This is a genomic window from Caulobacter segnis, from assembly GCF_019931575.1.
GTDB lineage: Bacteria > Pseudomonadota > Alphaproteobacteria > Caulobacterales > Caulobacteraceae > Caulobacter > Caulobacter segnis_C.
Genome location: NZ_CP082923.1, coordinates 3,188,721 through 3,210,963 on the forward strand (window position 1 = coordinate 3,188,721; position 22,243 = coordinate 3,210,963).

The 22,243-nt window shown below is 68.7% G+C and carries 24 protein-coding genes and 1 tRNA gene; 15 read left to right on the forward strand and 10 right to left on the reverse strand.

What is annotated here, in order from left to right; all coding sequences use genetic code 11:
- Positions 1–141: 141 nt before the first annotated feature.
- Both K8940_RS14625 and K8940_RS14630 read right to left on the reverse strand, forming a co-directional pair.
- On the reverse strand, positions 142–723 hold the full coding sequence (locus tag K8940_RS14625; protein WP_223390701.1) for a phosphoribosyltransferase: 582 nt from the start codon (positions 721–723) through the stop codon (positions 142–144).
- A complete protein-coding gene (locus tag K8940_RS14630) occupies positions 665–1,633 on the reverse strand; it encodes an MJ0042-type zinc finger domain-containing protein (protein WP_223390702.1) in 969 nt (322 codons plus the stop codon). Before K8940_RS14630 ends, K8940_RS14625 begins: the two co-directional genes overlap by 59 nt.
- A gap of 58 nt (positions 1,634–1,691) precedes the next feature.
- On the opposite strand from K8940_RS14630, the gene ftsE reads away from it, so the two are divergent.
- Genes ftsE through K8940_RS14650 form a run of 4 tightly spaced genes read left to right on the forward strand, consistent with a single transcriptional unit; the run spans position 1,692 to position 4,628 of the window.
- The gene (gene ftsE, locus K8940_RS14635) at positions 1,692–2,411 is read left to right on the forward strand and encodes a cell division ATP-binding protein FtsE (RefSeq protein WP_223390703.1); all 720 of its coding nucleotides are present in this window, start codon (positions 1,692–1,694) and stop codon (positions 2,409–2,411) included.
- Entirely contained in the window at positions 2,408–3,301 is an 894-nt protein-coding gene (locus K8940_RS14640) for a cell division protein FtsX (protein ID WP_223390704.1), read from the forward strand. Before ftsE ends, K8940_RS14640 begins: the two co-directional genes overlap by 4 nt.
- The gene (locus K8940_RS14645; protein ID WP_223390705.1) at positions 3,298–3,921 is read left to right on the forward strand and encodes a YdcF family protein; all 624 of its coding nucleotides are present in this window, start codon (positions 3,298–3,300) and stop codon (positions 3,919–3,921) included. Before K8940_RS14640 ends, K8940_RS14645 begins: the two co-directional genes overlap by 4 nt.
- Positions 3,918–4,628 (forward strand): lysophospholipid acyltransferase family protein, encoded by a 711-nt coding sequence (locus tag K8940_RS14650; protein WP_223390706.1) that lies wholly within the window; start codon positions 3,918–3,920, stop codon positions 4,626–4,628. Before K8940_RS14645 ends, K8940_RS14650 begins: the two co-directional genes overlap by 4 nt.
- Here K8940_RS14650 and K8940_RS14655 read toward each other — a convergent pair.
- A complete protein-coding gene (locus K8940_RS14655; RefSeq protein ID WP_223390707.1) occupies positions 4,625–5,173 on the reverse strand; it encodes a gamma-glutamylcyclotransferase in 549 nt (182 codons plus the stop codon). The genes K8940_RS14650 and K8940_RS14655 overlap by 4 nt on opposite strands.
- A 29-nt stretch (positions 5,174–5,202) precedes the next feature.
- On the opposite strand from K8940_RS14655, the gene K8940_RS14660 reads away from it, so the two are divergent.
- The 9 genes from K8940_RS14660 (at position 5,203) to K8940_RS14700 (ending at position 16,525) form a co-directional block, all read left to right on the forward strand.
- Positions 5,203–6,213, forward strand: a complete 1,011-nt coding sequence (locus K8940_RS14660; protein ID WP_223390709.1) for a DUF2125 domain-containing protein — start codon at positions 5,203–5,205, stop codon at positions 6,211–6,213.
- Between the two features lie 104 nt (positions 6,214–6,317).
- Positions 6,318–7,118 (forward strand): chorismate mutase, encoded by an 801-nt coding sequence (locus K8940_RS14665; protein WP_223390711.1) that lies wholly within the window; start codon positions 6,318–6,320, stop codon positions 7,116–7,118.
- A 30-nt stretch (positions 7,119–7,148) separates the two neighbouring features.
- Positions 7,149–8,270 (forward strand): histidinol-phosphate transaminase, encoded by a 1,122-nt coding sequence (hisC, locus tag K8940_RS14670; RefSeq protein WP_223390712.1) that lies wholly within the window; start codon positions 7,149–7,151, stop codon positions 8,268–8,270.
- Positions 8,271–9,209 carry a prephenate/arogenate dehydrogenase family protein gene (locus K8940_RS14675; protein ID WP_223390713.1) on the forward strand — a complete coding sequence of 313 codons (939 nt, stop codon included), beginning with the start codon at positions 8,271–8,273 and terminating at the stop codon, positions 9,207–9,209.
- A 97-nt stretch (positions 9,210–9,306) separates the two neighbouring features.
- Entirely contained in the window at positions 9,307–9,723 is a 417-nt protein-coding gene (locus tag K8940_RS14680; protein ID WP_223390714.1) for a nuclear transport factor 2 family protein, read from the forward strand.
- Between the two features lie 609 nt (positions 9,724–10,332).
- On the forward strand, positions 10,333–10,773 hold the full coding sequence (locus K8940_RS14685) for a hypothetical protein (RefSeq protein ID WP_223390715.1): 441 nt from the start codon (positions 10,333–10,335) through the stop codon (positions 10,771–10,773).
- Between the two features lie 334 nt (positions 10,774–11,107).
- Entirely contained in the window at positions 11,108–13,996 is a 2,889-nt protein-coding gene (locus tag K8940_RS14690) for a TonB-dependent receptor (RefSeq protein WP_223390716.1), read from the forward strand.
- A gap of 125 nt (positions 13,997–14,121) precedes the next feature.
- The gene (locus tag K8940_RS14695; protein ID WP_223390717.1) at positions 14,122–14,469 is read left to right on the forward strand and encodes an EF-hand domain-containing protein; all 348 of its coding nucleotides are present in this window, start codon (positions 14,122–14,124) and stop codon (positions 14,467–14,469) included.
- A 163-nt stretch (positions 14,470–14,632) separates the two neighbouring features.
- On the forward strand, positions 14,633–16,525 hold the full coding sequence (locus K8940_RS14700; protein ID WP_223390719.1) for a glycoside hydrolase family 9 protein: 1,893 nt from the start codon (positions 14,633–14,635) through the stop codon (positions 16,523–16,525).
- Here the strand turns inward: K8940_RS14700 and K8940_RS14705 are convergent.
- Complete coding sequence (locus K8940_RS14705; RefSeq protein WP_223390720.1) at positions 16,522–17,163, reverse strand: transcriptional regulator; 642 nt, start codon at positions 17,161–17,163, stop codon at positions 16,522–16,524. The two genes, K8940_RS14700 and K8940_RS14705, sit on opposite strands and share 4 nt — an antisense overlap.
- A gap of 155 nt (positions 17,164–17,318) precedes the next feature.
- Here K8940_RS14705 and K8940_RS14710 point away from each other — a divergent pair.
- Together K8940_RS14710 and K8940_RS14715 are read left to right on the forward strand one after the other, a co-directional pair.
- Positions 17,319–17,393: transfer RNA gene (locus K8940_RS14710), tRNA-Gly, on the forward strand.
- A gap of 77 nt (positions 17,394–17,470) precedes the next feature.
- On the forward strand, positions 17,471–18,064 hold the full coding sequence (locus K8940_RS14715; RefSeq protein ID WP_223390721.1) for an HD domain-containing protein: 594 nt from the start codon (positions 17,471–17,473) through the stop codon (positions 18,062–18,064).
- A gap of 3 nt (positions 18,065–18,067) precedes the next feature.
- Here the strand turns inward: K8940_RS14715 and K8940_RS14720 are convergent, their stop codons facing one another.
- The 6 genes from K8940_RS14720 to K8940_RS14745 form a co-directional block, all read right to left on the reverse strand.
- The gene (locus K8940_RS14720; RefSeq protein ID WP_223390722.1) at positions 18,068–18,946 is read right to left on the reverse strand and encodes a TraB/GumN family protein; all 879 of its coding nucleotides are present in this window, start codon (positions 18,944–18,946) and stop codon (positions 18,068–18,070) included.
- A gap of 64 nt (positions 18,947–19,010) precedes the next feature.
- Positions 19,011–19,892, reverse strand: a complete 882-nt coding sequence (locus K8940_RS14725; protein ID WP_223390723.1) for an alpha/beta fold hydrolase — start codon at positions 19,890–19,892, stop codon at positions 19,011–19,013.
- An 87-nt stretch (positions 19,893–19,979) separates the two neighbouring features.
- On the reverse strand, positions 19,980–20,174 hold the full coding sequence (locus K8940_RS14730; protein ID WP_223390724.1) for a helix-turn-helix transcriptional regulator: 195 nt from the start codon (positions 20,172–20,174) through the stop codon (positions 19,980–19,982).
- Positions 20,171–20,755: a hypothetical protein gene (locus tag K8940_RS14735; protein ID WP_223390725.1), complete on the reverse strand. Its 585-nt coding sequence runs from the start codon at positions 20,753–20,755 to the stop codon at positions 20,171–20,173. The genes K8940_RS14730 and K8940_RS14735 overlap by 4 nt, the downstream gene beginning before the upstream one ends.
- 115 nt (positions 20,756–20,870) lie before the next feature.
- Positions 20,871–21,167, reverse strand: coding sequence for a hypothetical protein (locus K8940_RS14740; protein ID WP_223390727.1), 297 nt, complete (start codon positions 21,165–21,167; stop codon positions 20,871–20,873).
- Between the two features lie 148 nt (positions 21,168–21,315).
- Complete coding sequence (locus K8940_RS14745) at positions 21,316–22,194, reverse strand: TraB/GumN family protein (protein WP_223390728.1); 879 nt, start codon at positions 22,192–22,194, stop codon at positions 21,316–21,318.
- Positions 22,195–22,243: the final 49 nt, after the last annotated feature.

The following is a 22,243-nucleotide window of genomic DNA, read 5'->3' on the forward strand; positions in this document are numbered from 1 at the left end:
CGCGCGTTGGGCGGACCGCCAATGGCGCTTCGTAGCGCCTTGTCTTCACACTAGCACGTCACGGAGCCCGGCAGGGATAAATCGCCGCCGGACCAAAGGGTCGCTCCCGGGAGGTCGTCCCGGGGGCGATCGTCGGTCGTCCTAGTCCAGCGCGCCGATGTACGGCAGGCCCCGGCTCTTGCCTTCGTCGTCGAGGCCGTAGCCGACCAGGTAGCGCGCAGGGGCTTCCCAGGCGACGAAGTCCGGCTCCATGCCGCGATCCTTGGGCCAGGGCTTGCGGGCGAAAACGGCGGTCAGCACTTCGCTGGCGCCGGCGTCCTTGACCAGGCGGGCGGCTTCCGACAGCGACAGGCCAGTGTCGAAGACGTCGTCGACGACCAGGGCGCGGCGGCCGACCAGCGGGCGCTGCAGGTCGGCGCGGACCTCGCAGCGGCCCGTGCTCTTGCGCTCGTCGTGGTAGGAGGCCAGCCACAGGGCGTCGAACCGCACGTTGCGGCCGGCCTTGTAGAGGGCGCGGGTCAGGTCGGCGGCGAACCACAGGCCGCCGGTCAGCAGGCAGACCACGACGGTGTCGTCGTCGATGCGCGGCGCGATGGCGTCAGCCAGCTTCTGGACCCGTTCGGCGATCTCGGCTTCCGAGATCAGGACTTCGGGTTGGATCTTGTCATTCATGATGCGCGGGTTCGTGAGAGGTCGGAGGGGAGGTTGCGTCCCCGCTCTCATGTCCCGGGGGTTCCTGTCCAGCCGCTTCGTGCTCGACGGGGGCGTCTTGAGCCCCACGCAGCGACAATTCCGGTTCGGCGCCGTGCTCGTCCGGCTTCTTCAGGGCCGTTTTCACCGCCTTGGCCGCGCCCGGTTCGGTGGCGAAGCCGATCTGCAGATCCTTGGCCGTGCGGGGTGGGTTCAGGAAGGTGATCGAGAAGTGGCGCACCTCGCCTGGCGGGATCTTGGCGTTGGCGGCGCCGGCCAGCTGACCGGCCACGCGCTTCTCGTCCTTGTTGAGCAGTTCGACGCGCAGCGGCGGCGCGGTCACCTCATGCTCGGTGATGTTGCGGATCGTGCCGGTCACGGTCACGACGGCATGGCCGTCCTGCATCGAGGGCTGGGCCTTGATGCTGTCGCGATCGATCACCAGGCCGACGGTGTTCACCGGCAGGCCGACGGCGGCGTAGGCGCCCGCCGCGCCCGGCAGGATGCGCACCACGTCGATGCGGAAGATGAGGGCGGCCACGACGACCACCGCCATGGCGGCGGCCATGCCGGCCCAGATCACGCCGGTCGTGGTGGCCTCGCGCAGGCGGCGCTCGGCGTTGGCGCGGGCGCGGAAGACCTTGGGAAGCTCCTCGCCCGGCAGCGCGCTAACCGGGGGCTCCTCGGTTTCGGCGTCGCCAGCGGCGGCCGCGGCGGCGGCTTCGGGGTCCTGTTCCGCCCCCCCGGGCTGGCCGGCGAGGGAGGACGCCTCGGGAGCCTCGAACAGGTCTCCGGCCTCTTCGTTACGGGCGGTCCAGCGGTGACCGCACGACGCGCAACGCACGACGCGACCCGCCGCACCGACCTTCGAGTCGTCGACGAAATAGCGGCTGGCGCACTCCGGACAGGTCAGTATCATGGCCGCGAATCGAACGCTCCCCACTCACCCAATTGGGGTCGCTGATTTTAACTCTGATGTCCAGAAAGCCCAGTGACGCGCCTTGCGGATCGACACACAACAGGGCGATGACGCTCTACCGGTGGTCCGCTTCGAAGGCGTCTCGATGCGGTACGGGCGAGCGCCCGAAACCCTAAGAGACATAAGCTTTTCCCTCGACCAGGGCTCGTTCCATTTCCTGACCGGCGCCTCGGGCGCGGGCAAGAGCTCGCTGCTCAAGCTGATCTACCTGGCCCATCGTGCGTCACGCGGTCGCGTCGAGCTGTTCGGCCGCGACGTGAGCCTGACCCACGCCTCCGACCTGCCGTTCCTGCGCCGGCGCATCGGGGTGGTGTTCCAGGAGTTCCGGCTGCTGGAGCACCTGTCGGTGTTCGACAACGCCGCCCTGCCCCTGCGCATCCTCAAGCGCAAGCCGGCGACCTATCGCGAGGATGTCGCCGAACTGCTCAGCTGGGTGGGCCTGGGCGACCGCATGCACGCTCTGCCCGCCACCCTGTCGGGCGGCGAGAAGCAGCGCCTGGCCATCGCCCGCGCCGTCGTCGACCGTCCCGACGTGCTGCTGGCCGACGAGCCGACCGGCAATGTCGATCCGGCCATGTCGCTGCGCCTGCTGCGGCTGTTCGTCGAGCTGAACCGTCTGGGCACCACCATCCTGATCGCCACCCACGACGAGGAGCTGGTCGCCCGCGCCGCCCGTCCGACCCTGCACCTGGAACAAGGCCGCCTGGTCGCTCCGGCGCGCGCCCCGAGGGAGGGACCATGAGCGAGTTCTTCCAGGTCGCCCGCTGGAAGCCCGGCCCGCTGCTGCCGCCGCGCGACAGCCGCGACGGGGCGCTGGTCTTCGTGGTGGCGGTGCTGTGCTTCCTGGCCTGCCTGACCGCCTTCGCGGCCCTGGCCGCCAATCGCGCCGCCCACGGCTGGACCGCCCAGCTGACCGGCTCGGCCACCGTGGTCGTCCGCGCTCGCGCCAACGAGACGCCCGACAGCGCCGCCGCCCGCGCCGCCGAGACCCTGGCCGGGATCAAGGGCGTGGTCGAGGCCCAGGCCCTGACCCGCGAGAAGGCCGAGGCCTTGCTGGAGCCGTGGATCGGCAAGGAGGCGCTGGTCGACGAGCTGCCGACGCCGCGCCTGGTCACCCTGGACCTGGATCCCAAGGCCCCGCCGACCGCGCAGACCCTGGACAAGGCCCTGAAGTCGGCCGGCGTCGACGCCACGGTGGACGACCACAGCCGCTGGATCGCCGACATCGAGCGCGCCGCCAACCTGGCGCGGCTGGCGGCCCTCGGCGTCTTCGCCCTGATCGCCGCGGCGACGGCGGCGGTGATCGCCTTCGCGACGCGAGCGGGCCTGGCCGCCCGGCGCGACGTGATCGAGGTGCTGCACTTCTCCGGGGCCGAGCAGGGCTTTATCGCCGCCCTGTTCCAGAACCGCTTCGCGACCATGGGCGCGCTGGCGGGCTTGCTGGGCGGCGCGAGCGCGGCCATCATCGGCGCGGTCGCGCGCTATTTCGGCGGCGGCGCGGGGTTCGCGCCGTTGCTGCCCTTGGCCTGGATCGATCTGGCGGCCGCCCTGCCCGCGCCGGTGATCGCCGCCCTGATCGCCGGCCTCTCGGCCCGCCTGGCGGCGTCGCGCATCGTGGGGGAGATGCCGTGAAGAGCTTGGCGGCGCTGCTGATCGCGCTGATGATCTGGGGCCTCGGCCTCCTGGCCTTCACCGGACGGGTGGACCAGTCGACGCCCGCCCCCGAACCGCCCACCGCCGACGGCGTCGTCGTGCTGACCGGAGCCTCCAACGTTCGCCTGGAGGCCGCCACCCGGCTGCTGGAGGAAGGCAAAGGCAAGCGCCTGCTGATCTCGGGCGTCAACCGCGAGGCCACCCGCGCCGACGTCCAGACCGTCACCCGGGCCGTCAAGCCGATCTATGACTGCTGCGTGGACCTGGGCTTCGCCGCCGCCAACACCGTGGGCAACGCCCTGGAGACGGCCGAGTGGGCCAAGTCGAAGGACTACAAGAGCCTGATCGTGGTCACGGCCGACTATCACATGCCGCGCTCGATGCTGGAGCTCGACGCCGCCATGCCGGGCGTGAAGCTCTATTCGTATCCGGTGAAGACCGATCTCAACGCCCGCCGCTGGTGGAAGACCTCGCTCAGCGCCCGGCGAATGATCGTGGAATACTGCAAGTACCTGGCGATCCTGGGCCGCGAAGCGTTCCTGGGCCTGGGTCCGAAGGACAAAGACAAGGCCGCCCCGGCGGCGAAGGAAGCCTCTTGATCTATCTGCGTTCGTTCCTGTTCCAGCTGTTCTTCTGGCTGTGGTCGGCGGCCTGGGCGATCGGCATGGTCGTCACCTTCCCCCTGCCCCGCGCCGCCAACACCTGGTGCCTGGCGACCTGGTCCAAGGGGCTTATCGTCGCCCTGCGCGTGATGGCGGGCATCAAGGTCGAGGTCCGCGGCCAGCAATACCGCCCGACCGGCCCGGCCCTGGTCGCGGCCAAGCACCAGTCGATGTTCGACGTCTTCAGCCAGTTCGCCCTGCTGCCCGACGCCTGCTTCGTGATGAAGAAGGAGCTGCTGATGGTGCCGCTCTTCGGTTGGCACGGCGTGAAGGCCGGCATGATCGTCGTCGATCGCGGCGGCCACTCGGCCGCGCTGAAGAAGCTGGTCCGCGACGCCGTCGAGCGCATGCGGGAGACGCGGCAGGTGGTGATCTTCCCGGAAGGCACCCGCGGCGACGTCGGTCAGCCCGGCGACTACAAGCCCGGCATCGCGGCCCTGTACCGCGAACTGGACATGCCGGTGACGCCCCTGGCGCTGAACTGCGGCGTCCATTGGAACAAGGGCTTCCTGCGCAAGCCCGGCACGATCGTCTTCGAATATCTCGAGCCCATTCCCGCCGGCCTGAAGCGCGGCGAGTTCATGCGCGAACTGCAGACGCGGATCGACACCGCGACCAAGGCGCTGGAGGACGAGGGGCTTTAAGACGTCTCGATCGCCTCGACCATCTTCAGCAGCTTCTCCATGGCGTGGTCGCGCACGCCGTCTTCGCGCAGATGCATGACCAGGTCGCGGAGATAGTCGATGTTGGGGCCGGACAGGCCCGTCGCGCCGGCGATCAGCTGGGCCTGCTGGTCCAGGGTCAACGCCCCGGCCCACTGGCTGTGCTTCATGTCCGAGAGGAAGACCAAGGCCTGCGCCTTTCCATTTCCGTCGACCTTCACGTCGCGCCAGGTCTCGAAATAGGTCTCGGTCGGCTGTTCGCGTTCGCGCAGATAGGCGTAGACGTCGTCCCACGCGGACGCCGCCACGCGATAGGCCATGCCGCGCACCGCGCCGCCGGGGGCCAGGCCCAGCACCAGGCCGGGGCGCTCGTAGGTGCCGCGATGATGCACCGAATAGATGCAGAAGGCCCGCCGCCGGCCGTGGAGCACGGCGGTTCTTCGGTCTATGAACGGGAACCCGGGCCGCCACATCAGCGATCCGTATCCGAATACCCAGCGATCCTCGCCGCCGCCCTCTAAGCTCATCACCGATCCCGACTGGACGCGCCCTTTACATGACCCATAACGACGCCGCCTCGTCCCGCAAAGCCCGGCGCAGCCGTCTGTTCACGCCTTTCGTCCTCGCCGCCCTCGTGGCGGGCGGTTGGAGCTACGGCTGGTTCTGGCTGCGCGGCCAGGCCGAGCAGCGGATGGACGAGCAGGCGGCGGACCTGAAGTCGCGCGGTTACGACCTGTCCTGGAGCGCCCGGACCTTTCACGGCTTCCCGTTCCGGATGAACGTCGACCTGGCCGACGCCCGCGTCGCCGAGCCGACCGGCTGGGCCGTCCGCGCGCCGGTGCTGAAGGGCGAAGCCGAGATCTTCGACCTGACCCACTGGGTGCTGGTCGCCGAGCGGGGCGTCGTCCTGACCCGCCCCGAGGCCGGCGATGTGACGATCACCGGCCAGGCGCTGCGGGCCAGCATCTCGCACGTCTCGGAATATCCGCCGCGCGTCTCGGTCGAGGGCGCCAAGCTGATCTTCGTCCCGGCGCCGAGCGCCAAGCCGTTCGAACTGGTCTCGGCCGAGGACATGCAGCTGCACCTGCGCGCCGGCCCCGACGACCAGGGCGCGATCTTCTTCAAGGCCGGCGGCGCCAAGACCGCCTTCACGGGCCTCTTGGGCCGCATCGCCCAGGACAAGACCGCGTCGATGGTCCTGGAGACGCGGCTGTCGCACGTCTCGTACCTGCGGGGCCGCAACTGGGAGGCGGCGGTTAAGCGCTGGAGCCAGGCCGGCGGCCAGATCACCCTGCAGCAGAGCCAGATCCTGGCCGGCGACGCCGTGGGCAAAGCCAAGTCCGGCGTGCTGTCGGTCGACGACCGGGGCCGCGTGACCGGCTCGTTGAACGTGGCGATCAAGGAGCGCCCCGACCTGTCCCAGCCGATCCGGACGCCGGAGCAGGCCGTGGCCGCCGCCGCCCAGGCCATCGGCCAGGAGCCGGTGATCGAGGCGGACCTCAACTTCCGCAACGGCCGCACGATGCTGGGGCTGTTCGACACCGGGCCGGCGCCGACCGTGTATTGATCGACCACAGATCTCTCGAAACGCAATTTTCTTCCCCGCGAGGGCTGGCTATTGCGTGTTCGGCGGCAAAGACTATGGTCCCGCCTCCAATTTCGGGGAAGAACATGGGCAGCGACGCGACGGCCGCCACGCCGTCTCTCGAAGAGGTCCGATGGCGGCTCGACGCCATCGACACTGAACTCCTGAAGCTGCTGGACGAACGCGCCAGCCTGGCCGGCGCGGTCGCGGCCGCCAAGCGCGCCTCGGGCGACACGGGCTTTGGCCTGCGCCCCGGCCGCGAGGCCCAGATCGTCCGCAAGCTGCTCGAAACCCCACGCGACGGCGCCTCCGACGCCCTGGTCATCCGCATCTGGCGCGAGATCATGGCCGACAACCTGGCGCGCCAGGGCCCATACCAGTTGAGCGTCTTCGGCGGCCGCGATGCGGCTCGCGCCGTCGAGCTGACCCGCCTGCGCTTCGGCACGGCGCCGCGCCTCTCCGTCGCCCCCACCGCCCAGGACGCCCTGGCCGTCGCCCGCGCCCCCTGGGGCGTGGCCGTCCTGCCGCTGGCGTCTGAGACGCCCTGGTGGGGTCGCCTGCTGGCCGAACCCAAGCTGAAGGTCTTCGCCGCCCTGCCCTGCCTGTCTCGCTGGGGATCGCAGGCCGCCCTGGCCGTGGCCGAGGTCGAGGTTGAGCCCACCGGCGGCGACCAGACCTTCTGGGTCACCGACTCGCCCAAGAGCACGGCCGCCATCGTCGAGGCCCTGGGCCAGGACGGCGTCGCCGCCGAGCAGATCGCCGAGGCCGGCGGCCTGAAGCTGTTCTCGCTGTCGGGCTTCTTCCAGTCGGAAGACGAGCGCCTGGCCCGCGCGCCGGGCCAGCTGACTGGCGTCATCGGGGCTGCGCCCGAGCAGTTCGACGTGTAAGAGACGCCCGTTCGTTAGCCGAGTACTTCGATGACCGCCGTCCCCACCGACCGCTTCGCCGCGCCCCGTCCTGTCCCGAAGCCCGGGATCCTGGACATCCACGCCTATGTCGGCGGCAAGTCCAAGGTCGAGGGCGTCGCCCATCCGGTGAAGCTGTCGAGCAACGAGAACATCCTGGGCAGCAGCGACAAGGCCAAGGAGGCCTATCGCAACGCCGTCGACCGGATGCACATCTATCCGGATGGCAAGGCGGGCATCCTGCGCGCCGCCGTGGCCGAGCGCTTCAAGCTGGAGCCCGAGCGCCTGACCTTCGGCGACGGCAGCGACGAGATCTTCGCCCTGCTGTGCCAAGTCTATCTGGAACCCGGCGACAACATCGTCCAGGGCGAGCACGGCTTCGCCGCCTACGCCATCGGGGCCCGCGCCTGCCAGGGCGAGGTGCGGATGGCCAAGGAGATCAACCACCGCATCGACATCGACGAGGTGGTCAAGTGCGTCGACGAGCGCACCCGCCTCGTCTTCATCGCCAATCCCGCCAACCCGACCGGCACCTGGCTGACGGGCGAGGAGATCCGCGCCCTGCACGCGGGCCTGCCGCCGTCGGTGATCCTCGTTTTGGACGGTGCCTATTCGGAGTTCTGCAGCGATCCGCGCTTCGAGGACGGCCTCGACCTGGCCCGGACCGCCGAGAACGTCATCGTCACCCGGACCTTCTCGAAACTGCACGGCCTGGCCGCGCTGCGCGTGGGCTGGGGCTACGCCCCGACGCACATCATCGAGCCGCTGGAGCGCATCCGCCCGCCGTTCAACACCTCGATCCCCGGCCAGGAAGCCGCCGTCGCGGCCCTGTTCGACGACGAGTTCCAGGCCCGCTCGCTGGCCCTGGTCGAGCAGTGGCGTCCGTGGCTGGCCCAGCAGCTGGGCGGCCTGGGGCTGGAAGTGACGCCGTCGGCGGCCAATTTCGTGCTGGCCACCTTCCCGACCACGCCGGGCAAGACCGCCCGCGAGGCCGAGGCGTTCCTCGCCTCCAAGGGCTATCTGGTCCGCGCGGTGGCCAATTACGGCCTGCCCGACGGCATCCGCATCACCATCGGCCTGGAAGAGCAGAACCGCGCCGTGGTCGAGCTGCTGGCCGAGTTCATGGGGCGCTAGATGTCGGCTCCCGGTATCCTGTACCCCAAGATCACCGTCATCGGCTGCGGCCTGATCGGCGGCTCGGTGATCCGCGCCGCCCGTGAGCACGGCGTCGTCGGCGAGGTCACCGTGGCCGACGCCAGCGAGGCCAACCGCGCCCGCGTCGTCGCGCTGGGCATCGCCGAGCACGTGACCGGCGACATCGCCCAGGCGGTCAAGGACGCTGACCTGGTGGTCATCGCCACCCCGGTGCTGTCGATCCCGGACCTGGCCGCCGTCGTGATCCCGGCCATGAAGGCGGGCGCCACCCTGACCGACGTCGGCTCGACCAAGGGCAATGTCGCCGAGGCCTTCCGCGCCCAGGACCTGTCGAAGATCTACGCCATCCCCGGCCACCCGATCGCCGGCACCGAGCAGTCGGGGCCCGACTCCGGCTTCGCCGAGCTGTTCGAGAACCGCTGGACGATCCTGACCCCGTTCGAGAGCGACGACGAGCACTACGCCGAGGCCGTCGCCAAGCTGTCGGCCTTCTGGCGCGCCTTCGGGGCCCAGGTCGAACTGATGGACGAGAAGCACCACGACCTGGTGTTGGCCGTCGTCAGCCACCTGCCCCACCTGATCGCCTACACGATCGTCGGCAGCGCGGCCGACCTGGAGAACGTCACCGAGAACGAGGTCATCAAGTACTCGGCCTCAGGCTTCCGCGACTTCACCCGCATCGCCGCCAGCGACCCGACCATGTGGCGCGACATCTTCGTGGCCAACAAGGACGCGGTGCTGGAGATGCTGGGCCGCTTCACCGAGGACCTGCAGGCCATGAGCCGCGCGATCCGCTGGGGCGACGCCGACACCCTACACGCCCACTTCACCCGCACCCGCGCCATCCGCCGCGGCATCGTGGCGGCGGGCCAGGAAAGCGCCCTGCCGAACTTCGGGCGCGATCGCGGGAAGAGCTGACCCACGCAAGACGCGTCCCCCGCAAAATCTTCGCGCGGACCTTGCATTCGAAATCGAGCAGGCGGACCTTCCTCGAACTAACTTGAGGGAGGTCAGCATGGACAGCGTCAATGTATCGATCGTTCGTCAAGCGTATGAGCACTATCGCGACGGCAAGATCGGCAACGTCACCGAGGCCCTGACGAACGACGTAAGCTGGAGGGTCATCGGCGAGCCGAACTCGTTCGCGCCATTCGGCGATTTCGAGAACCACAGCGGCGCGCTCGAATATTTCGATCGTCTGTCGCAGGTGCTGGAAACCGACAGGTTCGCACCAGAGGAGTTCGTGGCGAGCGGCGACACCGTCGTTGTCACCGGACGCACCTTCGGCAAGATGAAGGCCTCGAAACAACCGATCGAGATCGAGTGGGTTCACGTTTTTAAGCTCAAGGACGGCAAGATAAGCCAGTATCGAGAGTTCCTTGACACGGCCCGGATCCTCGCCGCCGCCAAAGTCCCCGAGCCCGCGCACTGAGCTCGTCTTGACCGCCAAAGCCGGGGCGGCCCGGACTCTTTCTGCGTGCTCGCATGGCTCCGGGCGTCCGGCGAGTGTTTCGGACATGGAATCGGCCATGCGCTCTCCGCTTCACGCGGCTGACCGCTGAAGGTGTGGGGAGGCGACGGAGCGGCCGGGCGAACCCGGAGACCGTGAGCGTGTGTTTGCGTTTCAGCTCGACCGCTCGCTCCGCCAGGCTGTTGTTTCCATGAGGACGGCGCGTGAGCGTTGTCTGCTCGGGCCTCCGTTCCCCCCGGACGGGCGTGGACCCCACCGCCTTGGCATTGCCAAGGCGGCGTCTTTACGTCACGCATGACGGCCTTCGGCCGTCATGCGGGATCGGCTCTACCGTCTCCAGCTCGGCGATCCACGATAGGCGGCTTTATGCGATCTTCGCGCAGGTTCACCCCGTGAACTCCGAGGATAGAACGCGCCAGATCCCCGTAAGCGCCACTCATCAAGAGCAGGGGCCATGCGAAACCCGGGAAGGTGAGGAATTACACCGATCTTGATTGCGGGACGTCGTTCGATGAGCATGCAATCCTTTTCAGACCCGCCCAACGCGCCGCCCACCAGACCGAGTCACCGATGTCAGATCAGCCCAACCATGCTCGCGCAGCCTCGCGCTATGCGGCGGACTACGTCCTGCGCTGGGTCGAGATCGCCAACGCGGTTCACGGCGCGGACCTGCTCTACGCCCTGGTCTTCACGGCCCTCTGGTCCGGCAACTACTCGCACGTCCGCGACGGCGGCCACGCGACCCCCGAAGACCTGTCGCCGGACCGCCAGCCCCGCCCGTTGACGGTGCGCCAGGTCGCCGATTCCCTGGCCCTGCCCTATGAAACCGTCCGCCGCCGGTTCCTCGAGATGATCGAGAAGGGCGCGATCCAGCGGGTGGGGCGCAGGGGCTTCATCGTCTCGCGCTCGGCCCTGTCCAGCCCCGAGGTCGCGCACGGCCACCAGCGGACCCAGTCCAGCCTCGCGCGCTTCCTCAAGGAATTGAAGTCGATCGGCGTGGAAGCGGCCTAGGTCGGATCGGCAATGCCAACTAGGCTTCGCGTCCTATCACCGCTCATCCCCGCGAAAGCGGGGATGAGCGGATTGGGGATTTCTCACGGCTAAATTGGCTCCACCCCGTGGCCGCTTCCAGCCCCTTCTGCAAATCCCCCCCCAAACCTTTCGGCGAGCGTTGTTACCAGAGCTTGCGACTCCGTCATTTGTCGGACATATAATATCTACGTTGTGAGATTTTATCCCGAAATGTGGGACTTCCGCAACATGGAGAGCTGAACCGGGAAAACCGGGAGCCTCGGGTTGGAAACATCGGAGGGTGCGGCGGGGCCGGCCCTGTCAGGAGGGTCGCATGTCGTCGTCCAAGCACGGCTGGAATTCGGGTTGCTCGCTGCTGGCCCTGGCATTTGTCGGAGCGATGACCGCCATCGGCGCGCACGCGCAGACCCAGCCAGCGCCGGACAACACGGTCGAGGAAGTGGTCGTCACCGGCTTCCGCGAAAGCCTGAAGAGCGCCCTCAACGTCAAGCGCCAGTCCTCAGGCGTGGTCGACGCCATCAAGGCCGAGGACATCGCCGACTTCCCCGACGCCAACCTGGCCGAGTCCATCCAGCGGGTCCCCGGCGTGTCGATCACCCGCGTGGCCGGCGAAGGTCGGACCATCACTGTGCGCGGCCTGCCGCCCGCTTTCACCCGCGTGCGCATCAACGGCATGGAAGCCCAGTCGACCAGCGGCGCGACCACCAGCGACCGGGGCGCGAACCTGGGTCGGGGCTTCGACTTCAACACCTTCGCCTCGGAGCTGTTCAGCGGCATCACGGTGCGCAAGACCGCCCAGGCCGAGGTCATCGAGGGCTCGCTGGGCGCGACCGTCGACCTGGAGACCGCCCGCCCCCTGGACCAGAAGGGCCTGACCTTCGTGCTGGGCGCCGCCGCCGGCTACAACGACCTCTCCAAGCACTCCGACCCGAAGGTCACCGCCGTGCTGGGCGATCGCTGGGACACCGCCTGGGGCGAGTTCGGAGCCCAGGCCTCGCTGGCCTGGAGCAAGCGCAAGTTCCTCGAGGACCAGTGGGGTTCGGGCGGCTGGAACCCGGCCACGGTCGACGGCGGCTTCTGCACGCCCGTGGGCCGTCCGGTGCAGAACCCGGTGAGCAACGCGGCCAACGGCACCGACGCCCTGAACTGCGCCACCGGCGTCCCCCGCCCGGCGGCGACCGACACGGTCTTCGACCTGGCCAACCGCTCGACGGTGTTCTTCCCGCGCCTGCCCCGCTATGGCCGCTTCCACCACGACCAGGAGCGCACCGGCGCGACCCTGGCCCTACAATGGAAGCCGACCTCGCGCACCTCGCTCAGCTTCGACGCCCTCTATTCGAACTATGACGTCAAGCGCGAGGAGAACTGGCTGGAAGGCTTCTCGTTCGCCCGCGCCATCAGCCAGAACGGCAAGCCGCAAACGGCCGTGCGCGAGCTGGTGCTGCGCAACGCCGGGACCAGCCATACGGCCGGGACCAATTTCGGCCAGACCGTCCATGACGTCGACTTCGCCCGTTTCGACGGCGTCGACGTGCGCTCCGACACCCAGCACGACGAGTTCCAGAACGTCTTCCAGCAGTACACCTTCGCCGGGACGCACGAGCTGACCGACAGGATCACGGTGAAGGGCCTGATCGGCTATTCGAAGTCGGACTACGACCAGCCGATGACGACGACGATCATGTTCCAGCGGCCCAACACCAGCATGACGATCGACTTCCGCAAGAACCGCGACCAGCCGACCATCACCCATGGCTTCGACGTCACCGACGCCGCGCAATACAGCTTCGCCGCCCCCAACGCCGAGGTGCGGCTGTCGCAGACCTTCACCACCAACATCTACAAGACCGTCGACCTGAACCTGGCCTGGGCGGTCGACGACGCCCTGACCGTCAAGGTCGGCGGCCATTATGACGAGTTCTCGTTCGACACCTCTGCCTTCCAACGGCCGAACAACTTCCTGGTCCCGAGCTTCACCTCGGCCGAGCTGAAGAACCTCACCAAGGTGGTCAGCGGCTTCGGCGGCCACGGCATCGACGCGGGCGTCTTCCCCAGCGCCTGGGCGACGATCGACTACGACAAGTTCGTCGCCAACCAGAACCTCTACAGCCAGTCGGGCCTCTACAACCTGGTCAACAACTACGGCGGCATCCGGCGCGTCGACGAGAAGGTGACCTCGGCCTATCTCCAGGCCGACCTGCGCACCGAGATCGCCGGCCTGCCGGTGCGCGGCGACGTCGGCTTCCGCTTCGCCAAGACCGAGCTGGAATCACGCGGCTACCAGATCGGCCTGACGCCGCAGCAGGTGACCGCCGACCACAGCTATCACGACGTCCTGCCGTCGATGAACGTCTCGGTCGACGTCACCGACGACCTGGTCCTGCGCTTCTCGGGGGCCAAGACGGTGTCGCGGCCCGAGCTGGGCTTCCTGACGCCCGGCGGCAGCCTGAACCTGACCGGCACCCCGTCGATCACCTCGGGCAACCCGACCCTGGACCCGATCCGCGCCTGGACCGCCGACCTCGGCGCCGAGTGGTACTTCGCCCCCGGCGCGATCCTGGGCGTGGGCCTCTTCTACAAGGACATCGAGACCTATGTTCAGAACCAGTCCCAGCAGCTGACCTTCCGCCAGACCGGCCTGCCGATGGCGCTGCTGGGTTCGTCGGGCGTCGATCCCGACAACACTCCGATCACCGTCACCCGGCCGCTGAATACGCCCGGCGGCCCGCTGAAGGGCTTCGAGATCAACTACCAGCAGGCCTTCACCTTCCTGCCGGGCTTCCTGCGCCATACCGGGGCGCTGGTGAACTACACCTATGTCGACAGCCAGATCGACTACTTCCTGGCCGCCGGCGGCATGACCACCAACGACCTGATCGGCCTGTCCAAGAACGCCTACAACGCCACCCTCTACTACGAGGACAGCAAATTCAGCGCCCGCGTCTCGGCCTCGTACCGCGATAAGTCGATCGTCGCCCTGCCGGCCAACAACCCGCTGCAGGACCTGGAGGGATACTCGCCCAACCTGACCTTCGACATGGCCGCCTCGTACCAGATCAACGAGCACTTCAAGCTATCGCTGGAGGGGCTGAACATCCTGGACCGCTTCAACCGCCAGTTCATCGACTCCGACCGTGACAGCACCTTCGTCTACACCCACACCGGCCGACAGTTTAACCTGGGCCTGCAGTACAAGTTCTAGGCTGAGACTAAACGGACGCGCTTCGGCGCGTCCGTCCTTTCCCGCCGTATTCGCGAAATAAGCCGGCAACAATCGAGGGTCATTTCAGCGATCCAGGGACATCACCCCGGAAGGAAACACCCTCAATGCGCCGCACGCTCCTCGTCGCGCTCGCCTCGCTCACCACGGTCGCCGCCGCCGGCGTGGCCATGGCCCAGGACGGCCCGCCGCCCGGACCGCCGCGCCAGATGCCGGCCCCGGAAGACATCTTCAAGCGCTGGGACGCCAACAGCGACGGCGTGGTCGACAAGGCCGAATGGACCAGCGCTGGCCGTCCGGAAGACCGCTTCGCCATGATCGACGCCGACAAGGACGGCAAGGTCACGCTGGACGAACTGAAGAGCGCCTTCGAGAAGATGCGCCAGCGCCGCGCCCAGCAAGGCGATGGCCCGCCTCCCGGCCCGCCGCCGGAAGGCCCGCCGCCCCAGAACTAAGCGCTCGTTCGAGCCGCTTCGAACGCCGCCCGATCGCCTCGGGCGGCGTTTTCGTTAGGCGGCCACGCCCCGCCGGATACCGGTAACAAAGACCGTGACAACGCTGTCGCCGTTCCGCTAGCTTCGCCCGCAAGGCGCGCGCCCGACGGCTGCGAGACGCGCCATGGAGGACGCGTTGATGACCCGCCTGGCCACCCTGTCGTTCGTCGCGCTGCTGACCCTTTCTCCTTTGGCTTTGGCGGGCGCCGCAGGCGCCGAGGACGCGCCCCGCCCCATCCGCCTGAACCAGACCGGCCTCGAAGCCGGCGGCCCCAAGCGCGCCATCCTGGCCGATCCCTCGACGGCGCCGCTGGACTGGACCCTGCTGGACGCCGCCGGCGCGACTGTCGCCGGCGGGAAGACGAAGGTGTTCGGCGACGATCCCGCCTCGGGCGAGCATGTCCACCAGATCGACTTCTCGACCTTCCACAAGGCCGGCGACGGCTATCGCCTGAAGGTCGGCGCGATCGAGAGCCGCCCCTTCGCCCTGCGCGCCAAGCCCGATGGCAAGCTGACCAAGGCCGCCCTGTCGTTCTTCTACCAGCAGCGCGCCAGCGTCCCGATCCTGGCCCGCTTCGTCGAGCGTCCGGACCTGGCCCGCCCCGCCGGCCACGCGCCGGACAAGGCCACCTGCTTCGATCTCGCCGACGAGCGCGGCCAGGTCTGGCCGGGCTGTGACTATACGCTGGACGCCAGCGGCGGCTGGTATGACGCCGGCGACCAGGGCAAGTACGTGGTCAATGGCGGCATCTCGGTCTGGACCCTGGTCAACGCCTGGGAGCGCGCGACCGTGCTGAGGCGCCCGCGCGCGCTGAAGGCCCTGGGCGACCGATCGCTGGCCCTGCCCGAGCACGGCAACGGCGTCCCCGACATTCTCGACGAGGCCCGCTTCGAACTGACCTTCCTGCTGGCCATGCAGGTCCCGGACCGCAAGGCCCTGCAGGTCCCGGTCGGCAAGCAGAAACCCGTCGACGGCAAGCTCACTCTGACCGCCATCGACGCCTCGGGCATGGCCCACCAGAAGATCGCCGACCGCTACTGGACGGCCCTGCCGACCGCGCCGGCCGACGACAGGCAGGTGCGCTATCTCTACTACCCGACGACCGGCGCGACCCTGAACCTGGCCGCCGTCACCGCCCAGGCGGCGCGGGTGTGGAAGAAGATCGACCCGACCTTCTCGGCCCGCTGCCTGGACGCGGCCCGCCGCGCCTTCGCCGCCGCCCGGCGCAATCCGGAGATCTATCAGTTGGGTCCGTTCACCGGCAGCGGCGGCTATGGCGACGGCGACTTGGCGGACGAGGCCTACTGGGCCGCCGCCGAGCTCTACGCGACCACGGGCGAGCCCGAATACGAAAAGGCCCTGCGCGCCTCGCCGCTGTTCTTAGCCGCGCCGTCGGTGGGCGGGCGGCCAACCGGCGACCTGGGCTGGAGCTCGGTCGGGGCCCTGGGCACCATCACCCTGGCCCTCGCGCCCAATCGCCTGAAGCCCGCCGAGGTCGCCCAGGCCCGCGCCAACCTGACGACCAGCGCCGGCAAGTACCTCTCCGACGACCTCGGCCAGGGCTACGCCCTGCCCTACGCCGCGCCGGGCTATCCCTGGGGCTCGAACAGCGCGGTGCTGAACCGCGCCGTGGTGCTGGGCCTGGCCTACGACTTCACCGGCGAGGTCGCCTATCGCTACGGGGCGGTCGACGCCATGGACTACGTGCTGGGCCGCAACCCGCTGGACCGGTCCTACGTCTCGGGCTTCGGCGCGCGGCCGATGCGCAATCCGCACCACCGCTTCTGGGCCAGGCAGGCCGATCCGGCCTATCCCGCGCCGCCGGCCGGGGTGGTGTCGGGCGGTCCCAACTCGACCGCCATGAACGACCCGGTGGCCGAGACCATGAAGGGCCAGTGCAAGCCGCAGACCTGCTGGACCGACGACTACCGCGCCTTCACCCAGAACGAGGTGGCGATCAACTGGAACGCCCCGCTGGCCTGGGCCTCGGCCTTCCTCGACGACACCGCGCGCTAACGCTGGACGAAGGCCCGCGCGATGGTCGCCTGGGCGCAGCCCGGCGACGAGGGCCTGGGCGGGGCGTGCTGCTTCGTCGAGGGCGTCCCTTCGCCCCGGATGACCTGGACCTGCGGCTGGCAGCGTCCGTCGGCCGTCCGCTGCATGCGCATCTTGCGGATCTCGAAGCGGCTGGGCTCGACGCCCTGCACCCAGGTGTAGGCGCCCACGCCCCCGGCCGCCCCGACCGCGATCGCCAGCACCGCGCCGGCCGCCACCCAGGCCGGGCCCTGGATCCAGCGCTGCGTCGGCGGCAGGCGGCCCGGCGGCTCCTCGAAGATCCAGCGATAGCCCAGGTCCGGCACGGTCTCGATGAAGCGCGGGGCCCGCGCGTCGTCGCCCAGCGCGCGCCGCAGGTCCGCGACGGCCTGGGTCAGCGTCTCGTCCGAACCCCGGGCGTCGGCCCAGACCGTCTCGATCAGATAGCCGCGCGAGGCGGTCAGGCCAGGCCGCTCGGTCAGGGTCAGCAGCAGGTCGAAGGTTCGCGGCTCCAGATGGCTGGCCCCGGCCGGAGCTCGCACGCGACGGCTCTCGACATCGATCGAGACCTCGCCGAACGCCAGGCGCGGCGGGCTAGAAGGCTGCGTCCGAACTTCCACGCGACGATAGACTCCCATCCGGCTCGGCCGCGCATGAAGCGGTTATTGTGCGGCGCAATTAGGTCCGAACGTTGCCTTGGGAGCCGGCGCGCGACGTGATCGCAAGCCGCCGCTTGAGTACGCGAGCGAGGCGGGCTAAACGGAGCGTCCCTTTGGCGGGCGTAGTTCAGAGGTAGAACGTCAGCTTCCCAAGCTGAATGTCGGGGGTTCGATTCCCCCCGCCCGCTCCAAGGTCCCCTCCCCTTCGTTGACCTTCGCCGGCTTCGAGCGCACGATCGCCTCAAACAGACGTTTGGGGAGAAGCGCCATGGCCGACGGCGAGGATCATCCGCGCGCCAAATTCCATGCGATGACCGAGGGCACGCCTGAGGACTGGGGCATCATCGCCGGGGCGTCGGTGGAGTTCGGGCGCGAACTGCCCACCCGCCTGATCGCCCACCTGAACCTGCTGAAGGGCGACTGCGGCGGCTTCGCCATCGACCGGCTGGAGCACAGCCTGCAGACCGCCACCCGCGCCCACCAGGCCGGCGAGGACGAGGAATATGTCGTCTGCGCCCTGCTGCACGACATCGGCGACATCCTGGGCCCGCGCAATCACGCCGACATCGCCGCGGCGATCCTGCAGCCCTTCGTGTCGGAACGGAACCACTGGATGGTGGCCCACCACGCGATCTTCCAGGGCTACTACTTCTTCCACCACCTGGGCCTGGACCGCGACATGCGCGACCAGTTCCGGGGCCATCCGGACTTCGAGCACACGGCCAAGTTCTGTCACCTGTACGACCAGGAGGCGTTCGACCCGAACTTCAAGTCGATGCCCCTGGACGCGTTCGAACCGATGCTGCAGCGGGTGATGAGCGTTCCCAAGCGCTCGATCTACCTGCGGGCGGCGGCGGAGTAGGCCCTACTCCACCCGCTCGGCCTTGATACCCAGCTTGGCCAACTGGGCCTGGACGCTGTCGGGACCGACCAGGTGGCCCGAGCCGACGGCGACGAAGCTGACGCCCGCGCCGGCCAGCTTGGTCTTCAGCTGACGGGCCCAGTCCTCGTTACGCTTGACGATCAGCAGGTCGTAAAGCTCGGGATAGTCGCCCTTCATCTCCGAGATGAACTCGGCCTCCAGTTCGGCGATGTCGCCGGCGGCCCAGGCGGCGACCATCTTGTCGATCTTGCCGACGCCCTCGTCGACATCGTCCAGCGTGACGCTGAGGAAGTCGGCCTCGGTCTTGGCCGGCAGGTCGGCGAAGAAGCGGATCTGCTGCTCGGGCGTCTCGAAGGCGCTCTCGGGTTTGCCGGCGGCCTTGACCTCCTTGGCCAACACCTGCTCGACGCCGCTCTTGGGATCGTAGCCGGCCTTGATCACTGGCAGCATCGACAGCGACACCGCGGCCAGCCACGGGCGCATCATGTTCAGGGCCTGGGGCGGCACGCCGCCAGCCTGGGCCAGCGCGCTGGCATGCTGGAACGCCTCGGGCGTGATCTTGGCCGACAGCGGGTTGGAAGGATCCAGGCCGTACTTCAGGACCAGGGGCTGCATCACCGCCGGATCGTCGGCGCCGATGATCTCCAGGGTCAGATCGCCGCTGGTGGTCAGCGCCTTGTCGATCTTGGCCGAGCGCCATTGGGTGTCGGGCCGCAGCACGTGGATGGTGCCGAACAGATAGATGGTCGAGTCGTGGTCCTTGATGGCCCACAGCGCGGGTTCGGCCAGGGCGGAGCCCGCGAAACCCAGGGCCAGGACCGAAACCAGACCCGCCGCGGCGCGGCGCAATTGACGAAGCATGTAACCCCCGAAGGACTATGGATTGAGACTTGGAACGGCGTGCGCGCGGGCGCAAGGCCGGCGGCTATTTCAGGAAGGCGGCGACCGCCTCGGCGAAGGCCTGGGGCTGGTCCAGCATGATGAAGTGGCGGGCGTCGTCGACCCGCTTCAGGGTCACGCCCGGCAGGGCCGCGTAGGCGTCGGCATAGGTCTTGTCGATCGCCGCGACCGGCGCGCCCATGGCCGGATCATAGGGATAGAGCAGCGTGACCGGCGTCCGGATCGCCGCCAGCTCGGTCCGGGCGTCGGTCGTCAGCAGGTCGTACATGGCGCGCCCGACGACCGATTGCGACGAGGCCTTCGACCAGTCCAGGACCAGCTTCTGGCCCTCCGGCGACCTGGAAAAGCGCGGCGCGGTCATGGCCTGCTGGCCGGCGAAGGCCTCGGGGCTCATGGCGATGACGCCGTCGCGCATGGCCGCGGCCTGCGGCTTGACGGTCTCGACCGTGGCGGCCGGCGAGAACAGCACGGCGAAGAACGGCAGGCTGTCGACGATCATCAGCCGGCTCACGTCCTCGGGATGGCGGCGGGCCAGCAGCAGGCCCGAGAAGCCGCCCATCGAGTGGCCGATCACGGCCGGCGACTTCAGGTGGTTTGCCCGGATGTAGCCGTCCACCGCCTCGACCAGCGGTTCGACGATCGGCCCCTCGGCGTTGCCGCCGACCGGCGCGCCGGCGAAGCCCGCCACCTGCACCACATGGACGCGGTGCGTGGCCGACAACTGCTTGACGGTGGCGTCCCAGACCGCGCCGGACGAGGCCAGGCCCGGGATCAGGACGACGTCAGGACCCTTGCCGGAGACGGTGACCTTGATCCGGTCGGCGGCGTGAGCGTGATTGCCGCCGAACACGCCGAGGGCGGCGGCGATGGCCATGAAAATCACGAACAGGTGGAAGCGTTTGCGCATGGGATGTCCCTTTGGACGAAGGCGTGCGGAAGGCTTCGGCGCCGAGAGCGCCGAGCGGCGGGCGGTTCGGTTGGCGGATGGAGAGGCTTACGCCTCGTCCTGGAAGATCGCTTCGATGGACTGGCCGAACAGTCGGGCGATCTTGAAGGCCAGCGGCAGGCTGGGATCGTACTTGCCCGTCTCCAGGGCGTTGATGGTCTGTCGGGAGACCTGGAGCGCCTCGGCGAGGTCGGCCTGGCTCCAGTCGCGCTCAGCGCGTAGGACCTTGAGGCGGTTCTTCATTGGTAGCGTCTGCGGATGAAGGGCTGACTTAGGCCCCAGCACAGACAGAACAAGGGAAAGATCAAGAACAGCGGTGGCGCGGGGATCACCTGGGCATTGCTGAGGAAGCCCCAGACCGTGGTGACTGCCAGAACCGCGCCTAGCCCCCACAGCATGGCTTCGACGTGGATCATGCGCTCGAACTCGTCGGGCTCTTCCTTGAGATAGAGACCCATCACCACCAACACGCCCAGGATCGGGATGGCGGGCGCGACGGCCACGATCCACAGTAGCGGCCCGGACAGCTTGGCGCCGTCCAGCAGGGCGATCGAGCCCATCAGGATCAAGAAGTAGGCGATCATCGTTACCGCCAGCCGGCGACGATAACGCTGCATCGCGGGACCCAGCTTACCCGTCTGCAGTCGCGCGGAACCTATGAAGGCGTAAGCCATGTAAACAATGGCCCAGATCAGCATCGCGACCAGCATCGCCGGTCCTTTGAGCACATGAGAAAAGGCCAGGAGGAACGGAACGGTCGACAGAGCCGCCGCACCCACGCCGAAGAGCACCCACCTAGGCCAACGTCGATTGGCGACTTCCATGACAAGCACCCCACTCCAAATGACAAGGAGAGTTGTCATTTCTGGGCGAGATATGTCAAGCGACATTGTCATTATGTCTAGCGACGATGACTAAATGGCGGACGAGATCGATGTTTCAGGCGGCCTCGCGGCCCAGGAAGGGGTCGGCCGACAGCGCATCGCGAGTCACGCCGCGCCAGTGGATGGCCTCCAGACGCTTGAGCGCGCGGCCCAGCAGGCCGGGGCGCGGTCGACTGACCGCCTCCCAGCCATAGCGCGAGAAGCGGTCGCCGAAGTCGGACCAGCGGATCACCCGCCCCGCCGCATCCTGACGCCAGACGGCCTTGTCGCAACCGGGAATGCGCGCGCACCGCTCCCAGGCCTCGACGCGGCCTTGCAGGATCAGGAACGGGTCATGTGCGATGCGGGCCAACAGGGCCTCCATGGACTTTCCGCCGTCCTCCGCGCCGGGCGAGACTGAGTCGCGCCTCAGGAGGACAGAGACTAGGATTTGTGTAGCAGCACGGACTGTCCACCAAATGTGGTGCGGCGCGTTGCCGCGCGACAGGCGCCGCGACAGGTCACTGGATCCTTCGGACGGCATAGCCGCGCGCCTTCATCAGGGCCGGCAGGCCCTCGTCGCCGGCCATGTGCAGCGCGCCGACGACGACCAGATCGGTCCCCCCGCCCTGCCGCATCTCGGCGTCCAGGCGATCGGCCCAGGCCAGGTTCCGGCGGCGCAGCAGGGCGTCATAGAGCGCGGGACGCTGGACCCGCATGCGGTCCGCCAGCCGGCCGCCCAGCCGCCCCATGTCGCCCCTCAGCCAGGCACGCTCCAGGGCGACGCCGTCGCGGGGCGGCGACAGCTGCTCGCGGGCGACGTCGTCCAGATAGTCCAGCTCGGCCTGTTCCGGCAGCTCGGCGAAGACGCGCAACTGCTGCTCGAAGGTCTCGAAAGTGGCGATCGGCTTCTCGGCCGCGCGGGCGCGGCGCGTGGTCGCCGCATCGACGCCGCTGGCCGCCTCGCCGCCCTCGCGGGCCATGGGCGCGACCGACAGCATCATCGCCGCCGCCCAGGGCCGCAGGCGCTCGACCCGCTCCAGCGGGACGCCGTCGCGGTCCAGCACCGGGCGCAGGGTGGCCAGGGCCGTCGGCGAGAGCTTCTGGGTCAGGGAACGATCGGGATCGACGCCATAGCGGTCGACCAGGGCCCGCACCTGGTCCGCCGGCAGGTCCGCGCGGGTCTCGAACCAGACGCGGTCGGCGGCGGCGTAGGCGCGGTCGAAGGTCCGGGTGCGCCAGCGGACATCCGGGCGCAGCACGTGCATCGAACCGAACAGATAGACGACGGAGTCCCGGTCGCGGACTTCCCACATGGCGGGCGCGGCGCTGACCGCGCCGGCGGAAGCCATCCAGACCAGGCCCGCCGCGATCGCCCCGCGCGACAGGCGCCTCACCACGCCACGAAACATCTCTTCAAGGCCCGACCGAAACGAGGCCCTGAGGTAA